The 16177-nt window shown below is 62.7% G+C and carries 16 protein-coding genes; 11 read left to right on the top strand and 5 right to left on the bottom strand.

Features of this window, described 5'->3' with window-relative positions:
- Window positions 1–78: 78 nt before the first annotated feature.
- Together CLV41_RS03205 and CLV41_RS03210 are read right to left on the bottom strand one after the other, a co-directional pair.
- On the bottom strand, window positions 79–1284 hold the full coding sequence (locus CLV41_RS03205; RefSeq protein ID WP_208987242.1) for an MFS transporter: 1206 nt from the start codon (window positions 1282–1284) through the stop codon (window positions 79–81).
- Window positions 1274–1633: an MmcQ/YjbR family DNA-binding protein gene (locus CLV41_RS03210; RefSeq protein ID WP_103220805.1), complete on the bottom strand. Its 360-nt coding sequence runs from the start codon at window positions 1631–1633 to the stop codon at window positions 1274–1276. Before CLV41_RS03210 ends, CLV41_RS03205 begins: the two co-directional genes overlap by 11 nt.
- Window positions 1634–2266: 633 nt before the next feature.
- On the opposite strand from CLV41_RS03210, the gene CLV41_RS03220 reads away from it, so the two are divergent.
- The 3 genes from CLV41_RS03220 to CLV41_RS03230 all read left to right on the top strand — a co-directional run bounded on the left by CLV41_RS03220 (window position 2267) and on the right by CLV41_RS03230 (window position 4035).
- Window positions 2267–3127: a LysR family transcriptional regulator gene (locus CLV41_RS03220; protein ID WP_103220807.1), complete on the top strand. Its 861-nt coding sequence runs from the start codon at window positions 2267–2269 to the stop codon at window positions 3125–3127.
- Window positions 3128–3298: 171 nt separating this feature from the next.
- On the top strand, window positions 3299–3718 hold the full coding sequence (locus tag CLV41_RS03225) for an Hsp20 family protein (RefSeq protein ID WP_208987243.1): 420 nt from the start codon (window positions 3299–3301) through the stop codon (window positions 3716–3718).
- Between the two features lie 32 nt (window positions 3719–3750).
- Window positions 3751–4035: a BQ00720 family protein gene (locus tag CLV41_RS03230; RefSeq protein ID WP_408013442.1), complete on the top strand. Its 285-nt coding sequence runs from the start codon at window positions 3751–3753 to the stop codon at window positions 4033–4035.
- A gap of 151 nt (window positions 4036–4186) precedes the next feature.
- On the opposite strand, the gene CLV41_RS03235 is transcribed toward CLV41_RS03230, so the two are convergent.
- Both CLV41_RS03235 and CLV41_RS03240 read right to left on the bottom strand, forming a co-directional pair.
- The gene (locus tag CLV41_RS03235; RefSeq protein WP_103221507.1) at window positions 4187–5383 is read right to left on the bottom strand and encodes an OpgC family protein; all 1197 of its coding nucleotides are present in this window, start codon (window positions 5381–5383) and stop codon (window positions 4187–4189) included.
- Window positions 5384–5545: 162 nt separating this feature from the next.
- On the bottom strand, window positions 5546–6931 hold the full coding sequence (locus tag CLV41_RS03240) for a tetratricopeptide repeat protein (protein WP_103220809.1): 1386 nt from the start codon (window positions 6929–6931) through the stop codon (window positions 5546–5548).
- A 241-nt stretch (window positions 6932–7172) separates the two neighbouring features.
- On the opposite strand from CLV41_RS03240, the gene CLV41_RS03245 reads away from it, so the two are divergent.
- Window positions 7173–8324 (top strand): YeeE/YedE family protein, encoded by a 1152-nt coding sequence (locus CLV41_RS03245; RefSeq protein WP_103220810.1) that lies wholly within the window; start codon window positions 7173–7175, stop codon window positions 8322–8324.
- Window positions 8325–8448: 124 nt separating this feature from the next.
- On the top strand, window positions 8449–8940 hold the full coding sequence (locus tag CLV41_RS03250) for a DUF302 domain-containing protein (protein WP_208987245.1): 492 nt from the start codon (window positions 8449–8451) through the stop codon (window positions 8938–8940).
- Window positions 8941–9248: 308 nt separating this feature from the next.
- Here CLV41_RS03250 and CLV41_RS03255 read toward each other — a convergent pair whose 3' ends face one another.
- Window positions 9249–10001 carry an SDR family oxidoreductase gene (locus tag CLV41_RS03255; protein WP_103220811.1) on the bottom strand — a complete coding sequence of 251 codons (753 nt, stop codon included), beginning with the start codon at window positions 9999–10001 and terminating at the stop codon, window positions 9249–9251.
- A gap of 217 nt (window positions 10002–10218) precedes the next feature.
- Between CLV41_RS03255 and CLV41_RS03260 the strand changes: the two genes are divergently transcribed.
- The 6 genes from CLV41_RS03260 (at window position 10219) to CLV41_RS03285 (ending at window position 16068) form a co-directional block, all read left to right on the top strand.
- On the top strand, window positions 10219–11004 hold the full coding sequence (locus tag CLV41_RS03260) for a potassium channel family protein (protein WP_103220812.1): 786 nt from the start codon (window positions 10219–10221) through the stop codon (window positions 11002–11004).
- 163 nt (window positions 11005–11167) lie between these two features.
- Window positions 11168–12031 (top strand): alpha/beta hydrolase family esterase, encoded by an 864-nt coding sequence (locus CLV41_RS03265; RefSeq protein WP_208987246.1) that lies wholly within the window; start codon window positions 11168–11170, stop codon window positions 12029–12031.
- A gap of 328 nt (window positions 12032–12359) precedes the next feature.
- Window positions 12360–13640 (top strand): CaiB/BaiF CoA transferase family protein, encoded by a 1281-nt coding sequence (locus CLV41_RS03270; protein ID WP_103220814.1) that lies wholly within the window; start codon window positions 12360–12362, stop codon window positions 13638–13640.
- A complete protein-coding gene (locus CLV41_RS03275) occupies window positions 13637–15253 on the top strand; it encodes a thiamine pyrophosphate-binding protein (protein ID WP_103220815.1) in 1617 nt (538 codons plus the stop codon). Before CLV41_RS03270 ends, CLV41_RS03275 begins: the two co-directional genes overlap by 4 nt.
- 87 nt (window positions 15254–15340) lie before the next feature.
- Entirely contained in the window at window positions 15341–15811 is a 471-nt protein-coding gene (locus CLV41_RS03280) for a P-loop NTPase family protein (protein ID WP_103220816.1), read from the top strand.
- 44 nt (window positions 15812–15855) lie between these two features.
- Window positions 15856–16068 (top strand): thiamine pyrophosphate-dependent enzyme, encoded by a 213-nt coding sequence (locus tag CLV41_RS03285; RefSeq protein ID WP_235867043.1) that lies wholly within the window; start codon window positions 15856–15858, stop codon window positions 16066–16068.
- Window positions 16069–16177 lie beyond the last annotated feature (109 nt).

The following is a 16177-nucleotide window of genomic DNA, read 5'->3' on the forward strand; positions in this document are numbered from 1 at the left end:
ATCTAAGCTCTTGAATAAGAAGGTAGAGTGGCCAGAATATTGGCAGACAGATAGAAAGTATTTTGAAGTCTCGATCCGTCACGGTTTCATGGCGCTTTTCAAAATCCGTTTCAACCTCAGCATCCCCAATATACCGAACACCGGACCGATGGCCATAAGCGCGAACACGCCCGGCCAGCCGATGAGATCGACGCCGAGCGGGGTCAGTTGCACGGTGAAGAACGTCAGTGCGAATCCGAGCGCGGTCTGGAACGTCATCAGGCTGCCGGCCTGGTCCGCCGGGGCGTAATCAGCGACAAGCGCGGAAAACTGTGCCGAGTCCGGCAGGATCGCCGCACCCCAGATGAGAACGCAGACAATCGTCAGCCAGACCGGGCCGCCGAAGGTGAGGGCCGAGGCAAGGGCTGCCGTTCCGCTGACGGCCATGGCGATGATGGCGATATTCGCCTTGCCGATCCGGTCGGCGGCGAGACCGGCCACGATGCAGGCGGCGCCACCCGCCGCGATGGCCGCGAATGCAATCAGGCGGGCGAGCGGAACGGCTGTCTCCGGTCCCATATGAGCGGAAAAGGAAACGCCAAGAGCAACGCCGATCCACGCCCACATGGCATAAAGCTCCCACATGTGGCCAAGATAGCCGGCATAGGCATAGCGGATACGCGGATTGGTCCAGGCCGTCAGGATCGCCCGGACCTGCATGCGCGCGGCCCGGGCGTGATAGGGGCCAAGATCTGTCAGAAGACACAGGACACCGCCCACAGCGGAGGCAATCGAGGCGACCGTCAGGCTCCAGCGCCAGTCCGTGCCCCCCAGAAGGGCCAGAAGATGCGGTCCGGCCGACCCGAACGTCAGCGCGCCGACAAGCATGCCGACCAGAAATCCACGATCCTTCTGACCCCAGCCGACGACGATTTTCATGCCGACCGGATAGACCCCGGCAAGCAGGGCGCCGGTCGCGAACCGGGCCACGATAGAGGCCGCGCCGCCCGGCTCCACAATCAGAAGGCTGGCGTTGAAAAGCCCGGCAAGGATCGCGCAGGACGCAAACAGGCGCCGCGGATCGATCCTGTCGGCCAGCCCCAGGGACGCGGAGACGAGAGCCCCGGCGACAAAGCCGATCTGCACGGCGCTGGACAGTGCTGCCTGCCGGAACGGGGAAATTCCGAATTCGCGGGTGAGATCGGGCAGGATGGCGGCGGACATGAACCACAGGCTCATGGCGGCGATTTCGGCCAGCATGAGGAGGCCGAGCGACCGCCATTTCAGGGCGCGTTCAGACGGCAAGGCCGAGCTCATTACGTTGTTTGCGGGTCAGCTTTGCCGAAATGATCTTGTGCGCGGCCTCGATATAGGCTTTCAGGCTGTCGTCGTCGAGCGCGCCGTCCTCCTCCATCTGCACCCATTTCGCCCGGGCGAGGTAAGGGGCCGGGATCAGGCCTTCCTGCTGGATCAGCAGCGCATAGGAGATGTCGGAACATTTGAAGCTGAACCGGGGGAAGTCGCCTTCACCCCAGGTCGAGCAGATGGCGAAGATCTTGCCGCCGACCTTCCACACCGAGGCGTTGCCCCATTGCACGACATGCGTGGTTGCGGGCAACCGGCGGCAAAAGGCGTCGAACTCGTCGCGGGTCATCGGGAAACTCATGGGACAGAAGGCGGGTACACGGAATGAACGGGCGGCAAGAGTGACGTCTCTTGCCGCGTCGCGCAAGTTGCCGCGCGATGAAAAAAACGTGTCTCGCGGGCTTCAGGCCACGGACTGCCGAACGGGAGGAAATGGCTCGGTTCAAGACCCGTCATCCGGCCCGATGCCGTTTCATCCTCATTTATGAGCCCGTGACCTGGCTGGGGCAACGTCCGCAACATTTCGCGCCCGCTGCGGGAGGACCGGGTTCAACGCAACCCGTTCCGTCAGGCGCCCTTGGCGATGATTTTTGAAATTTGAGCCAGCCCCAGGCGGTCCGGAATATCTGCCTGCGCAACTGACGGCGTTGTTCGCGGACAAGCGCCCGGTTCATCCTCTCGAACTTGATGTGTTCCGGCAGGTCTTCTGGCCAGAAATGCGCGTGGTGCGGGAAGATACCCCTTCGCGGATCGTTCCAGGCGAGCGGAGCGTCCTCGGGAATGCTGTGAATGAAGGATATTGAAGGGAAAATGAGCATGGCACAGGCCTTGTCAATTCTGTTTTCCTTGGGAAGGATTTCTTGGATATTCTCATAAGAGGGATCTACAGAACTGTTTTTTAACTGAAATCGAGATTGCAAAAATGAAACGAAATACGGACTGGGAGGATTTACGGCTGTTCCTCGCTGTCGCCAAGGCTGGAGGCCTGGCGGGTGCGGCGGAAAAAACCGGTGTCAGCGCGGCAACCCTGGGACGGCGGGTGTCCGCCCTGGAGAAAAGCCTGAACGTGCGTCTCGTGGAGCGCGAAGCCCGGGGCTACCGGCTGACGGCAGCCGGGCGCGATCTGCTCCTGCATCTGGAAGACATGGATCAGGCCGCCCGGTCCATCGCCACCTGGCGGGAAAGCGGCAGGGTCCGCCGCCGGATCCGCATTTCCGCCGGCGACTGGACCACGCGCCTCCTGATCGACAACATTGCCGGCTTCTGGTCGCCTGGATCGGACTGGGTGCCGGAGTTTCTGGTCGATCTGCGCAACCGCGATGTCGCCAGACGCCAGATCGATATCGGCGTCAGGAACGACCGGCCCAAGCAGGCCTGGCTCGCGGGACAAAAGGTCGGGCAAGTTGAACATGCGGCCTATCAGGCAAAAGACGTTCCTCCCGGCGGTGAGCCTGGCTGGATCGGTCTGGTGGAGGACGAGGCCCATTTCCCGACAGGTCTGTGGCTCAAGGAGAACCATGGAGAAGAGGTCGATATCACGGTGAACAACGCAACCCTGGCGCTGTCTCTCGTGCGCAAGGGATACGCCCGGACGCTACTGCCAACATTTGTCGGTGATGCCTATCCGGATCTGGTCCGGATCACGGACCCCATCGAGAGCCTGAGAACAGAGCGCTGGCTGGTCATGCACCAGGATGAACGCCATGAGCCGGCTGTGCGCCATGCGGTCTCCGCTCTCGCGAGGATGCTGAAACAAGATCCGCTTTTGTCTCCTGACGGGTAGTGAAATTTCTGTAGGTGGAGCTAAAAAGAGCGGAAAAACCGCCCTCCTTGAATCAAATTTAACGAAGCTCCATATTTAATAGCGAATGGAGCCGGTGGGTTCCGGTCCGGATGCCTGATCTAAGGGTCCGGATGCAAGGTCGCTTCAACGAGGACTTTGAGGATATCACGCATGTCAGCGTTTTCTAGCCCGTTCATGCTCGGGTTTGACGATATCGAGCGCGTGCTCGACCGCGTCTCCAAGGCCGCGAATGACGGTTATCCGCCCTATAACATCGAAAGATTGCCGAAAACGGACGATCAGGGCGATACCATCCGCATCACGCTGGCTGTCGCGGGATTTACCAGAGACCAGCTTGATGTCTCCGTAGAGGAGAGCCAGCTTGTCATCCGGGGCCGTCAGGTCGATGACAAGTCCAGGCAATATCTGCATCGCGGTATTGCCGCCCGGCAGTTTCAGCGGGCCTTTGTCCTGGCCGAGGGGATCGAAATCCTCGGCGCCGACCTGAAAGATGGGCTTTTGTCCATTGATCTCGCACGTCCCGAACCGGAACGTGTTATAAGAAAAATAGAAATCTCCAGCGGCGAATAGACCCTCGTCGGCTAACGGATGGAGAATGACTGATGCACAATACCAAGATGCCGGTGTGGACAGACCGCAAAATTCTGTCTGAATTCATGTCCGTTGACGAGCTGACGGAGCTCGGCACGGGCGATGTTGCCTATATCAAGCCGATCAAGGCGCGTGACCTCAAGGAAATGTTCCCGGATGTCCCGCCGCTGCACGACAACATGACGCTCTACGCGCTGCTCAACGCTGACGGGACGCCGATCCTGCTTGCCGACAGCCGTGAAGCCGCGGTCGCCAACGCCTTCGAGGCCGACCTGCAAATGGCCTCGCTGCACTGAGTAACGAGCAGAACGTGACAAGCAAAAACACCGGCCATGTGCCGGTGTTTTTGTTCAAGGGACAGGTCATGGCATTTGCAGCCACACCCACGGCGCCGTCCCGGCCCTGAGCCGGCCCTGCCGTGAGATCCCGGCCAAACGCTCCCGGGTATCAGGTAAGCTCCGGTTCTTTCGCTTGCGTTTTCGCCTTTGGTTCAGAAGCGTCCCGAACTCCCGGCTGGGGTGGTTCACGGGAGCCGTCGGAAGAGACTTTGGGCGGTTTGCGCCAGGGCTCGCTCTTGTACCAGGAGACGGTATAGGCAACGGCGATGAGCGCCACGAAACCCAGAAGGTTCGAGAGGATCTGCGGGATCCAGTCGCCGCGTCCCCAGACCATGTCGCGCAGCAATCCGGCCGCCTGGGCGATCACCAGGCTGGCCATGAAGACGGCGAGCGACTGCTGGCCGACCTTCTGGACCACCCGCACGAACCGGCCCCAGAGCTCGCCATGCCCGAGCAGGTATTTGCCGTGCTCGCCCGCCGCGACCCAGGCGAGATAGGCCAGCGCCAGGAAGTGGATATAGCGGAACAGGCCGAACTCGGTCTTGATCCACAAGGGGCGGATGGATTCGCGGATCTCCTGGATCCATTCCACATTGAGGTGAACGCGGAAATAGGCGAAGGGAACTGTCACGATCACGATGGCGGCACACAGAACCATCAGCTTGCGGCTGACGGGCGGCGCGGGGATCCAGCCGCGCATGAAGGCGAATCCCGTGAAGAACAGCATCTGCCAGGCAAACGGGTTGAAGAACCACTTCCGGTCCGACCAGGGTTCCGCGGGCAGGTTGAGCAGGCCGAACTGGGAGGCAAGCCAGAGGCCGATGGACAGAGCGAAGGCCACTTTCACCGATACGCGGGACGCCAGCATGATCAGCGGGATCAGCGACAGGATCACCACGTACATGGGCAGGATGTCGAAGTAATTCGGCACCCAGGTCAGCGTCAGGATCCCCGGCAGGGCGACGCTGGTATTGTCGAAAAGGTGCCAGAGGTTCAGCGACGCCACATAATCCTGGGTCAGGCCGCAGCAACTGGTCAGGTAACCGCTTTCATGCAGCATCACCAGCCCGACGGCGATCAGCAGGAACTGGCCTATATGGGCCCAGTAGACCTGCCACATGCGGTGCAGGATACGGGCGGCGCCCATGCCCCAGCCGTGAACGTCGAAGATCTTGCCGAAGGCGATCGCCGAGGCCATGCCGGAGCAGAAGACGAAGATTTCCGTCGCGTCGGAAAAGCCGAACCTGGCGGGAATCCACAAGGTCCACCAGTTCCCTGGCACATGGGCGACATAGATGATGAACATGCCGAGGCCGCGGAAAAAATCGAGCCGCGGATCGCGGGGGCGTTTCGTTTGAGAATGAGCGTTCACGTTTGGTCCAGCTGATGCATGGGATGAGGCCGGACCGCTTCCATGGCACGACGCCTGAAAAGGGAAAGGTTGCTCACCCTTCGGGGAGCCCGGGTCTTATACCGAATCCGTGGCCCTGAGTTTCTTGTCTTCCATCACGCGTTGGGCGCGATGCATTTTATCGCAGATTTCAAGACGTTGTTCGGCAAATCTGTCAAGTGCCCCGCGCTTGCGGGTGCGGCTTTTGAGCAGATTTTCCGCTTCGGGAGAAAATCCGGCGCGCAGGGCGGCATCGATGGTGATCCGCTCGAAGACGTCGCGCTGGGCATGAGAGCCGCCGATGATGTGAAGATTGTTTCTTGCGGAGGCCAGGAGGGTAAAGGCCGAGGCGTAGTTGCCCTTCCGGTACTGCTCCAGGCCGAGACCGGTCGGCAGACCCGCTTCGGCGGTGACATGGCCGATATCGGTCTCGCTCTGCGCCCGCATCCTGAGGCCGGCGAGAAGCCGGTCGGCACCCATGCGCCGCCCGCCGTTGAGCAGCGCCATCAGATAATGCAGGTCGGCGAAGACATTGCAGCCGTCTTCGGCGCGCTTGTCGGACAGAAGCGCCAGTTCGTCCCATCTTGTTCCCACGGGGATGCCTTCCAGCTCCAGCCGGACAAGCAGCGAGGCGGCATTGGAGATGTCGCGGTAGTCGTCCGTCTTGTCCTTGCGGATCTCCGCGTCATAAAGCGCCAGCGCCTTGTCCGGATTGTTCTGGTCGAGATACATCAGCGCCAGGTGCCACCACACGTGATAGCCGAAATTGTTGCAATGGGCCCAGCCGTCGGGATGGTTTTCCAGCCAGCCTGCGCCTTCTTCCGAACGGCCGGTCATGTCATGCACATGGGCGACGGCATGCAGCCCCCACGCGTCGTCGCGGGAAAATTCCAGCCCCTTGCGCCCCAGGGCTTCGGCCTGCCGGTAGTCCCCGGTCTCTTCCAGCGAGAAGGCCCGGCAGCCAAGCAGGTATCCATAGGCGGGATGGGTGTCGCCGTAGGCCGAAAAGACGCGCTCTATCGACTGGCGCATGCCCGCCGCATCGCCCATGACGAAGCGGATGGCATGCACCAGCTTCATCATCAGCGCGTCTTCGGGAACCCTCACCAGCATGGCGTCCAGTATATCGGCGGAGCGCGAGGGGAAGCCCTTCAGCCAGCTGTCCAGCGCGTCGACGACCGCCGTTTCGCGTTCCGTCAGCGGCGTGTGCATGGCGGAGCCGCGCGCGACCTCGAGGCATTCCCGTGCGGTCGCATTGAGTTCCTTGCGCGCCAGCAACAGGCAGAACAGCCCGCGGGTGGCGTGTGCGAGTGCGAAGTCGGGGGCGAGGCCAAGGCAGGTCTCGAGATGTTGCGGCGTTGTTTTCCCGTGGGCCAGAAAGGCGTTCACGGTCGCATTCCAGGCCGATACGGCGTCCTTGTCCGTAAGGGTGAGATCATACCCGAATTGATCGCTTAGACGCATGACAGGCCTTTTTGTTTCCCGGGCTGGCGGATTGCGCGCCTTGCGCGCGGATCGCGCTGCGGCGAACGCCAGCCGAATAATATGTCAGCGCCCAAAATCCGCAGCCTTTACTTGAACTGCAAAACACAAAAAGGTGTTGGCATTGTGTAGACCGGGGCGGACACTTGCGTTGCGGAATGAACTCCGATGGTGCGAGGCTGACAGCCGTTGCGCGCACAGGGTGTGCACAGGACCTTAGAGAATGGCGATATCTGTCCGAAGATCCCAGGGAGCCGTCATCGGCATCGCGGCCACCCTCATGGCGCTGCTTGCGCTCGGTGCCTACGGTGAAGCCGGACCGCGGCAGGCGGCTGCCGTGCTTATCGGCGGCCTGGCCGGCCTGTCGCTTTACCACGCCAGCTTCGGCTTCACCTCCGCCTGGCGGCGGATCGTCACCGAAAGACGCGGCGGTGGATTGCGCGCCCAGTTCGTTCTCATCCTGCTGACAAGCGCGGTCTCGTTTCCGCTGATCGCCTGGGGCGGTGCGCTTGGCTGGCCGGTCGGCGGATTTGTGTTTCCCTTCGGCATCGCCGCCGCGATCGGCGCATTCATGTTCGGCATCGGCATGCAACTCGGCGGTGGCTGCGGCTCCGGCACCCTTTTTACCGCCGGCGGCGGCTCCACCAGGATGATGATCACGCTGGCGGCCTTTGTCCTGGGATCGGTTGCCGCGACCGCCCACTTGCACCTGTGGGGCCGCTTGCCGAAGCTGCCGCCCGTCTCGCTGATCCGCGAACTGGGCCCGCAGGGAGCCTTCCTGGCGACCGCCGTGGTGCTCGGGTTCCTGGCGATCGCGACCGTCCGGATCGAAAAACGGGCGCATGGCGGGATCGCCGCCCCGCCCCGGACGCGGTCCTTCTTGACCGGACCCTGGTCGCCCATGCTGGGGGCGGTCATGCTGGCCGTGGTGGGGATCGCCACCTTTGTGGTGGTCGGCAGGCCCTGGGGCATAACCTCCGCCTTCGCGCTCTGGGGCGCGAAGTTCTTTCACGCGTTCGGCGTTCCCGTCGACACCTGGCCCTATTGGAGCTGGCAACTGGGCGCGCTGGAAAACTCCGTTCTGAGGGACACCACGTCGGTCATGGATTTCGGCGTCATTCTGGGCGCCATGGTCGCCGCCGCGCTGGCGGGCCGCTTCGCGCCCGTCTGGCAACTGGGCAAGCGGGATATCCTGACCGCGCTCGCCGGAGGCCTGTTGATGGGCTACGGCGCCCGCCTTGCCTATGGCTGCAATATCGGCGCTTATCTCGGCGGGCTGGTGTCGGGCTCCCTGCACGGCTGGCTGTGGCTGGTGTTCGGCTTTCTCGGCAGTCTTGTCGGAACGCGCCTGCGGCTTCGCCTTGGGATGGGATGAGCGCAGCCGGTTCACGCCGCCCCTCACTGCCCACCACCGCCCAACACCCGATTGTGAAACGCCTGTGACCGAAGGCCCGCTAAGGTCCCGTGAACGATACGAGAAAAATGCGGGAGATGAGAAAATGCGCTTGCTGAGCTGTTTCATTGTGATGATGTCGCTTGCCCCGGGACTTGTCACTGGACTTGCCCGGGCGGACAGTATCGCGCCCCGGGAGGGCTGGCAGGTGATGCCGACAACCCTTGCCTATGACGATCTGGTGGAGAAGCTGCAGGCCGCCGTCAAGGCGGAGGGCATGATTGTGGTGACCCAGGCAAGCGCCTCGGCCGGCGCCAAGGGGCGTGGCCTGACGATCCCGGGCAACCGGGTCATCGGCGTCTACCGCAACGACTACGCGGTGCGCATGCTGGAAGCTTCGGTTGCCGCCGGCATCGAGGCGCCGATCCGCTTTTACGTGAGCGAAGACAGCGGCGGCACGGCGACCCTGTCGTGGAAAACGCCTGCTCTGGTGTTCGCGCCCTACATGGACGAGGGCGGTCAGGCGCTTGCCGAACTGGCCGCGGAACTGGACGCGGTCTTCATGAAAATCGCGCAAAAGGCTGTGTCTTCCCGGTAACAGGCCGGGAGATGCACGTTTGAAAGGCAGCACCGGCCGGATTTTTAGGCTTGTTAAACCGGTAGAACCACCTCACATTAATCAGGTCATCAACAACTGAAAGGAGGTGTGCCCATGTCTAATGAGTATCCGAACGTGGCCCATGTGTCTGGGCGGACTGGAACGATGTTGGAGCAGCCTCTTGCATTGAACGGTTTCGTCGGGATCTGATCCGGACCTCGTGTCACGTCGATCTCATGGGAGGGCCGCAATTGCGGCCCTCTTTTGATTCCGGCGGCCATTTCAACGCCGCCGACTTCCAGAAGCACTCAGACCAGCCCGACCGCCTTGCGCACATCTTCGTCGCGCAGGGAGCAGTCGACGCCGCGATAGGCGTCGCCCGCGGCGGTGCACAGCCAGCAGATGGTTTCTCCCACCCATTCGGCGGGAATGTGGACCGAAGGATCGAGCTGGCTGACCGGATTGACGCCGGAAGCCTTGATGTCGACCTGCATCCGGGTGGCGACCGTTCCGGGGCTGAGGCCGACGACGCGCAGGCCCCTGTCGGCGAATTCCTTGTCTCCGCAGCGCGTCAGCGCCAGGGCCGCCGCCTTTGACGAGCAATAGTGGCTCCAGCCTTCCAGCGCCCCGGCCGCGGCGCCGGAACTGATGTTGACGATGGTGCCCGAGCCCTTTTCCAGCATATGCGGAGCCACGGCCCGGATGCCGTGATAGACACCCTTCACATTGATATCGATGGCCTTGTCCCAAGCGTCCGGATCGGAGGTTTCGATCCGGCTGATCGGTTCGATCACCCCGGCATTGTTCACCAGAATGTCGATGCCGCCAAAGGTGTCGACACAAAACTGAACGGCCCCGGCCACCGCGCCGTAATCGGCCACATCGCATGTGACGGCCGCGGCCTTGGCGCCGATGTCCCGGGCAATCCGGTCGATGTCATCGCCGGAGCGGGCGGCCAGAACCACCCTGGCTCCGTATTTCGCAAGGCTCCGCGCGGCGGCCTCGCCAATCCCGCGGCTCGCGCCGGTAACCAGCGCAACGTGTCCCGACAAATCGAACATGTAACTTTCCTGTCTTTCGGCCCAATCGGCCAATGGTGTTCAAGATGGCTCCTATTAGGGCAGACAGTCCCCGGAATAAACAACCTGTTCGCATGAGGATCATGCGGCTTCCGCACGAATGCCACCATGAACCGTGCAACACGCGGATTGACTTTTGCCCCCGCCTCTTGTCGTTTGCCTCTTCAGGCGGAAGCGAACACATGAGGAAGCGGTGCCGATGGCGGAAGCAATGTCCGGTTTGAGAGCCTTTTTGCGCCAGCTTTATTACGGGCATTCCACAAAGGCGCAGATCTTCCGCTACGCGCTGCTGGCCTTCGATCTGATTACCATTGGTTATTTCATCGTCTCCTCGGTGATCGATCCCTACCGGCTTCAGCACGGGCTGGATTATTCCATCGCGGTGGTGCTGGTCCTGGACTTCACGGCCCGGCTGATCGTGGCGGCAAAGCCCGGGCGCTACATCCTCAGCTTCACGTCCTTCGCGGATGTGGTGGTGATCATGTCACTTGTCGCGCCGGCCTTCTTCGAGAACTTCGCCTTCCTGCGCGTTGTCCGCATGCTGCGGCTGATGCGCTCCTATCACCTGCTGAAGGAATTGCGCTCGGCCTCCAAATGGTTCCGCAGCAACGAGGAGATCGTCCAGTCGGCGGTCAATCTCGTGGTGTTCATCTTCGTGGTCACGGCCCTTGTCTTCGTGGTGGAGGACGACCGCAATCCGAACATCAACAATTATCTCGACGCGCTTTATTTCACGGTCGCGACCCTGACCACCACCGGCTTCGGCGACATCACCATGACCGACAGCGTCGGCCGCCTGATGAGCGTCCTCATCATGATATTCGGCGTCGCCCTGTTCCTGCGCCTGGTGCAGACGATTTTCCGGCCGGCAAAGGTTTACGCGCCCTGCCCGGATTGCGGGCTGAGCCGTCACGATCCCGATGCGGTCCACTGCAAACATTGCGGCAAGACCATCAATATCCCGACCGAAGGCACCTGGGATTAGGGTATGGACCCCTAGATGACTTCCCGAAGCTCTCTGACTTGTGAACGCCCGCGTCCGGACAAGTGCTGTCGCTCCCGCATTCTTTGGCGATATGCTGGGCGGTGGTCGAGACAGGCTCGCCGCTGATCGGATCGGACCATTCCAGATGTTGCAGAAGCCGGTTTTGTTTTCGAAATTTCTTCAGTCCATCGCCTGCGCGGCCTTTCTGGCCGCCGGGCTGTTTTCGTCCGCCGCCCTGGCGGCGGAAAAGGGCACATGCGGCGAGGAAACGCCCTGTGAGCTCAAGAACGGGGAATACTTCATTCACCTGCCGCGAACGCTGCCGGAGATCCGCAAGAACGGCGAACCTCTGGGCGCCATCTTTTATCTCCACGGCCATCGCGGCAAGGCCGTGAACGCCTTGCGCAACAAGAACTTCCAGCGCATGGCGGACGAGCTGGGGGTGGCCTTCGTGGCTGTCCAGGGCATCAACGGCACCTGGTCCTTCCCGACCGCGCCCCGCAATCTGCGCGATGAGGCCGTCTTCTTCGACGCGATCCTCGACGATCTGTCCAGCCGGTTCGGCGTCGACAGGCACCGCACGCTTCTGTCCGGGTTCTCCTCGGGCGGGTTCATGACCTGGTATCTTGCCTGCTCGGATTCCGGCCGGTTCTCGGGCTACGCGCCGATTGCCGGCGCCTTCTGGCAACCGCTGCCCGAGGAATGCCCGACCGCCGCGCCCTATCTCTTCCACGTCCATGGCACCACGGACACGGTGGTGCCGCTCGCGGGCCGCGCGCTGGGGGGAGGCAAGTGGCATCAGGGCGACGTCTTCAAGAGTTTCGATGTCTGGCTGCGCCAGAGCGGTCTCGCCCGCACGCAGCCGCAAACGCTGACGGACGGCAATCTGAAATGCGAACGCTGGCAGCCGAAAACCGGCTTTCTGGAACTCTGCCTGCATGGCGGCGGCCACAGCGTTCAGGCGGCGTGGATCAAACGGGCCTGGATGGAGCTGAGCGACATGAAGGGATGGAACCGCAAGACCTGAACCATGGCGGCCAGCCTGGGCGCACCCCCCTCCGCTGTGCCGCCCCGGCCCTGAGCCGGGGTCATCTTCGGATGGCAGACCGGCCTGTGCGCAACCCCCACCGTCGTGCCGCCCCGGCCTTGAGCCGGGGCCATCTTCGAACCGCTAGCTCAAAGGTCCCGGCTCAAGGCCGGGACGGCGTGGGTGCGTTGGTCAAATATTCTCCGGCAAGAATTCTGACAGGAATGTGAGCCGTGTTGTTGTCACCCGCGCCCGGGTGGAGTTGACGCGGGCGGTTGCCGTGTGGCCTTTACCGGAATGTTCCTGAACCCGTGACCCAAGGTGGCCCTTGTCAAAGTCTTCCTCCGCGCCCGGCGCGCTCTCCGGTCTTGTCGTCCTCGATCTGTCGCGCATTCTGGCCGGGCCGACCTGCACCCAGATCCTCGGCGATCTCGGGGCCGAGGTCCTCAAGGTCGAACGGCCGGGCCGTGGCGACGATACCCGTGGCTGGGGGCCTCCGTTCCTGAAGGACGGGGAGGGCAACGAGACGGCGGAAAGCGCCTATTACCTTTCCTCCAACCGCAACAAGGCCTCCCTCGCCATCGATCTGGCGGCTCCGGAAGGCCAGAAGCTGATCGCGGATCTTGCCGAAAAGGCAGATATCCTCGTCGAGAATTTCAAGGTCGGCGACCTGAAGCGGCGCGGGCTGGATTACGAGACGCTGAAGGCGCGCAATCCCAAGCTGATCTACTGCTCGATTTCCGGCTTCGGCCAGACCGGCCCTTACGCGCAGCGCGCCGGGTATGACTTTATCGCTCAGGGCATGGGCGGCATCATGTCTTTGACCGGCTTCCCGGACGAGGAAGGCGGCACGGAGACCAAATGCGGCACCGGCATCGCCGATGTCATGTGCGGCATGTATGCGGCCGTCTCCATCCTTGCGGCGCTCAATCACCGCAACACCACCGGCGAAGGCCAGTCCATCGACATCTCGCTTCTGGATGCCCAGGTTTCCTGGCTGATCAACCAGGGCGTCGCCTATCTGATCTCCGGTGAGGTTCCCGGCCGGATCGGCAACGGCCATCCGGCGATCGTGCCCTACGAGACCTTCCCGGCCGCCGACAGGTCCTTCATTCTGGCCGTCGGCAATGATACGCAATTTGAAAAGTTCTGCGCAATCGCCGGTGCCCCCGAGCTGGCGGCCGATCCGCTCTATGCCCGCAACGCCGACCGGGTGCGCAACCGCAAGCAGCTCATTCCGCTGATCCGCCGCCTGACCATCGAAAAGACGGCCGCGGAATGGATCTCCCTTCTGGAGACCGCGGGCGTGCCCTGCGGACCGGTGAACGATCTTGCCGACGTTTTCGCCGATCCGCAGGTGCTTGCACGGGAGATGCGCATCTCCCTGCCGCACCCCCTCAGCGGCGGCGTGGACCTGATCGGCTCCCCCATCAATCTTGAAAAGACGCCGGTCTCCTACAGGAGCGCACCACCAGTTCTGGGGGCGGACACGGCAAACGTTCTCAGCCGTCTTCTCGGACTGGACGAAGCGGCGCTGTCGGCGCTCGCAGAAAAAGGCATTGTCGATCTCGGCGCTTCGGCCGGGCAAAAAGGGAACGCAGCGAAATGACCACAGGCGCCGATATCATCGCGGGCAAGCTTTTTGCCGCCGGCTGCCGCCATGCCTTCGGCATTCCCGGCGGCGAGGTTCTGGCGCTGATGCAGGCGCTCGATCAGGCCGGCCTTGAATTCGTGCTGGTGAAACATGAAAACGCCGGCGGCTTCATGGCCGAGGGCGGCTGGCATGCGAACGGCGCGCCCGGCGTTCTGCTGGCAACGCTGGGGCCGGGGGCGGCCAACGCCGTCAATGTGGTCGCCAATGCCTGGCAGGACCGCGTGCCGCTGATCTTCCTGACCGGCTGTGTCGACCACGGCGAAGCCGAGAGCTACACCCATCAGGTGTTCGATCATCAGCAGCTGCTGCGCCCCATCGTCAAGGCGAGCTTTTCCGCCCGCTCGGGCGCGCTTGACGTCATGATGGAAAAAGCGCTCGCCATCGCCCTCGACGGCCAGCCGGGCCCGGTCCATATCGACGTGCCTATCAGGGTTGCTGAAACGGAAACGGACGAAGCCTGGTCGAAGAGCTTCCGCTCCGGCCCCGCAGCGCTGGCCCCGGCCGCCGGGCCGGATCTCGAAACCGCATTGGAACTCTTTGCCAAAGCAGAACGGCCGATAGCGATTGCCGGTGTCGATGCGGTGAACGAGATCGCCTCCGCCGTCATTTCCGATTTCTGCCGGACATTCCGCGTGCCGCTGGTCACCAGCTACAAGGGCAAGGGCCTTCTGGGGGAGGCCGATCCTCTGGCGCTGGGCGGCGCCGGGCTCTCCCCGAAAGCAGACAACCACCTGCTGCCGCTGATCAACCGCAGCGACTGCATTCTGCTTCTGGGCTACGATCCCATCGAAATGCGCATCAACTGGCGGAGCCCATGGGCGGCGGACGCCCCGGTGATCGATGTGACCCCGGTCCTGCGCACCCACGGCATGCACGCCGTCTCGGCCACCCTGCGCAGCGCCGTCGCCCCGGCGCTTGAACGTCTGAGCGCGGCCAGGGCTGCGGACAAGCCGTCATGGCCGGACGGAGAACCTGCCCGGATCAGGGCGGACCTCGAAAAGGCCTTCGCGCCGGAGCCCTCCGGCTGGGGACCGGGAACGGTCTTCCACACGCTGCGCGACACCTTGCCTGCCGACACGGTCGCAACCGCCGACAGCGGCGCGCATCGCATCCTCGTCAGCCAGATCTGGCGCTGCCCCAACCCGCGCGGCATGCTGCAATCCTCGGCCCTGTGCACCATGGGCTGCGCCGTGCCGCTCGCCATGGGCCACCGGCTTGTCGAGGGCCGCTCTCCTGTCATCGCCTTCGTCGGCGACGCGGGCCTGGAAATGTGCCTCGGCGAACTCTCCACCCTGCGCGATCTGAACCTCCCGGTCATCATCTGCGTGCTGGTCGACACAAGCCTCTCTCTCATCGAACTCAAACAACGCTCCAGCCAGCGGCCTAATGTGGGCGTCGATTTCGGCGAGACCGATTTCCCGGCGGTTGCCAAGGCCTACGGCGGCCACGGTGTGTGGATCGAAAATGCGTCGGATCTGAAGGCGGAAGCCGAAGCGGCCTTGAGCCGCGACGGCTTTACGCTGCTGGCCTGCCGGATTGAACGGCGGGCGTATGATGGGGCGTTTTGAGAGGCTGACGATTGGCTTGAAGGCGCAATTCGGCAGTCGTCTCCCTTTGCGGGCTGCCCTGGGTGCCGAAGGGGCCGAGGGTGGAATATGACAATTTCCCGGATCATGATCATAGGTGGTCCCGGGTCGGGAAAGACCTGGGTGGCAAGCCGCCTCGCGGAGAAATATGCGTTGCCTTTCTATTCCGTGGATGAGGCTGTCTGGGATCGGGATGGGAAACTCCGGTCTGATGATGAGATAGATGGCCGGGTCCGCCGTATGGCTGCCAAGGACCGATGGATCATCGAAGGCGGCAATACCCGCACATATGCCGATCGGGTGCAGCGGGCGGAAGCCATCATTCGGCTCTCCCCGCCGCGATTGCTGCGCCTTTACCGGGTTCTTCGGCGCAATGGATTTCGGCGCGACCTTGTGTGGTGGACACTTCGGTACGACGGGATGTTCGCCGGCAAGGACAGGAACGCTCTTTCAAGCGGGCGGGCCACGGCCAAATGTATTGAGATCAGGTCCGGCCGCGAGTTGTCGCGGCTGATGCGCAGCGGGATCGAAAGTTTCTAGCCCAAGGCAGCAGGATTTCAGACAACCTTCAGGCGCTTCATCACGTGAGCGTGTTGGTCGACACCAGCCTGTCCCTGATCGAACTCAAACAACGCTCCAGCCAGCGCCCCAACGTCGGCGTCGATTTCGGCGAGACCGATTTTCCCGCCGTCGCCAAGGCCTATGGTGGCCGCGGTGTCTGGATCGAAAATGCATCGGACCTGAAGGCGGAAACCGAGGCGGCCTTGAGCCGCGACGGGTTTACGTTGCTGGCCTGACGGATTGAGCGGCGGGCGTATGATGGGGCGTTTTGAGGGGGGAGGGAAGGGTGACAGGCGCGCGTTGCCTGCGTTCCGCATTATGTGTCAACAAGATCTGCCTTCGCTG

The organism is Roseibium marinum (assembly GCF_002906165.1).
GTDB classification, from domain to species: Bacteria; Pseudomonadota; Alphaproteobacteria; order Rhizobiales; family Stappiaceae; genus Roseibium; species Roseibium marinum.

What these genes read in the sequence shown, in the direction of transcription:
- CLV41_RS03235 (WP_103221507.1), bottom strand. Translation starts at nt 5,383, where the DNA reads ATGTTCATCATCTATGTCGCCCATGTGCCAGGGAACTGGTGGACCTTG.
- CLV41_RS03210 (WP_103220805.1), bottom strand. Translation starts at nt 1,633, where the DNA reads ATGACCCGCGACGAGTTCGACGCCTTTTGCCGCCGGTTGCCCGCAACC.
- CLV41_RS03225 (WP_208987243.1), top strand. Translation starts at nt 3,299, where the DNA reads ATGTCAGCGTTTTCTAGCCCGTTCATGCTCGGGTTTGACGATATCGAG.
- CLV41_RS03250 (WP_208987245.1), top strand. Translation starts at nt 8,449, where the DNA reads ATGCGCTTGCTGAGCTGTTTCATTGTGATGATGTCGCTTGCCCCGGGA.
- CLV41_RS03275 (WP_103220815.1), top strand. Translation starts at nt 13,637, where the DNA reads ATGACCACAGGCGCCGATATCATCGCGGGCAAGCTTTTTGCCGCCGGC.
- CLV41_RS03260 (WP_103220812.1), top strand. Translation starts at nt 10,219, where the DNA reads ATGGCGGAAGCAATGTCCGGTTTGAGAGCCTTTTTGCGCCAGCTTTAT.
- CLV41_RS03230 (WP_408013442.1), top strand. Translation starts at nt 3,751, where the DNA reads ATGCACAATACCAAGATGCCGGTGTGGACAGACCGCAAAATTCTGTCT.
- CLV41_RS03240 (WP_103220809.1), bottom strand. Translation starts at nt 6,931, where the DNA reads ATGCGTCTAAGCGATCAATTCGGGTATGATCTCACCCTTACGGACAAG.
- CLV41_RS03255 (WP_103220811.1), bottom strand. Translation starts at nt 10,001, where the DNA reads ATGTTCGATTTGTCGGGACACGTTGCGCTGGTTACCGGCGCGAGCCGC.
- CLV41_RS03220 (WP_103220807.1), top strand. Translation starts at nt 2,267, where the DNA reads ATGAAACGAAATACGGACTGGGAGGATTTACGGCTGTTCCTCGCTGTC.
- CLV41_RS03245 (WP_103220810.1), top strand. Translation starts at nt 7,173, where the DNA reads ATGGCGATATCTGTCCGAAGATCCCAGGGAGCCGTCATCGGCATCGCG.
- CLV41_RS03280 (WP_103220816.1), top strand. Translation starts at nt 15,341, where the DNA reads ATGACAATTTCCCGGATCATGATCATAGGTGGTCCCGGGTCGGGAAAG.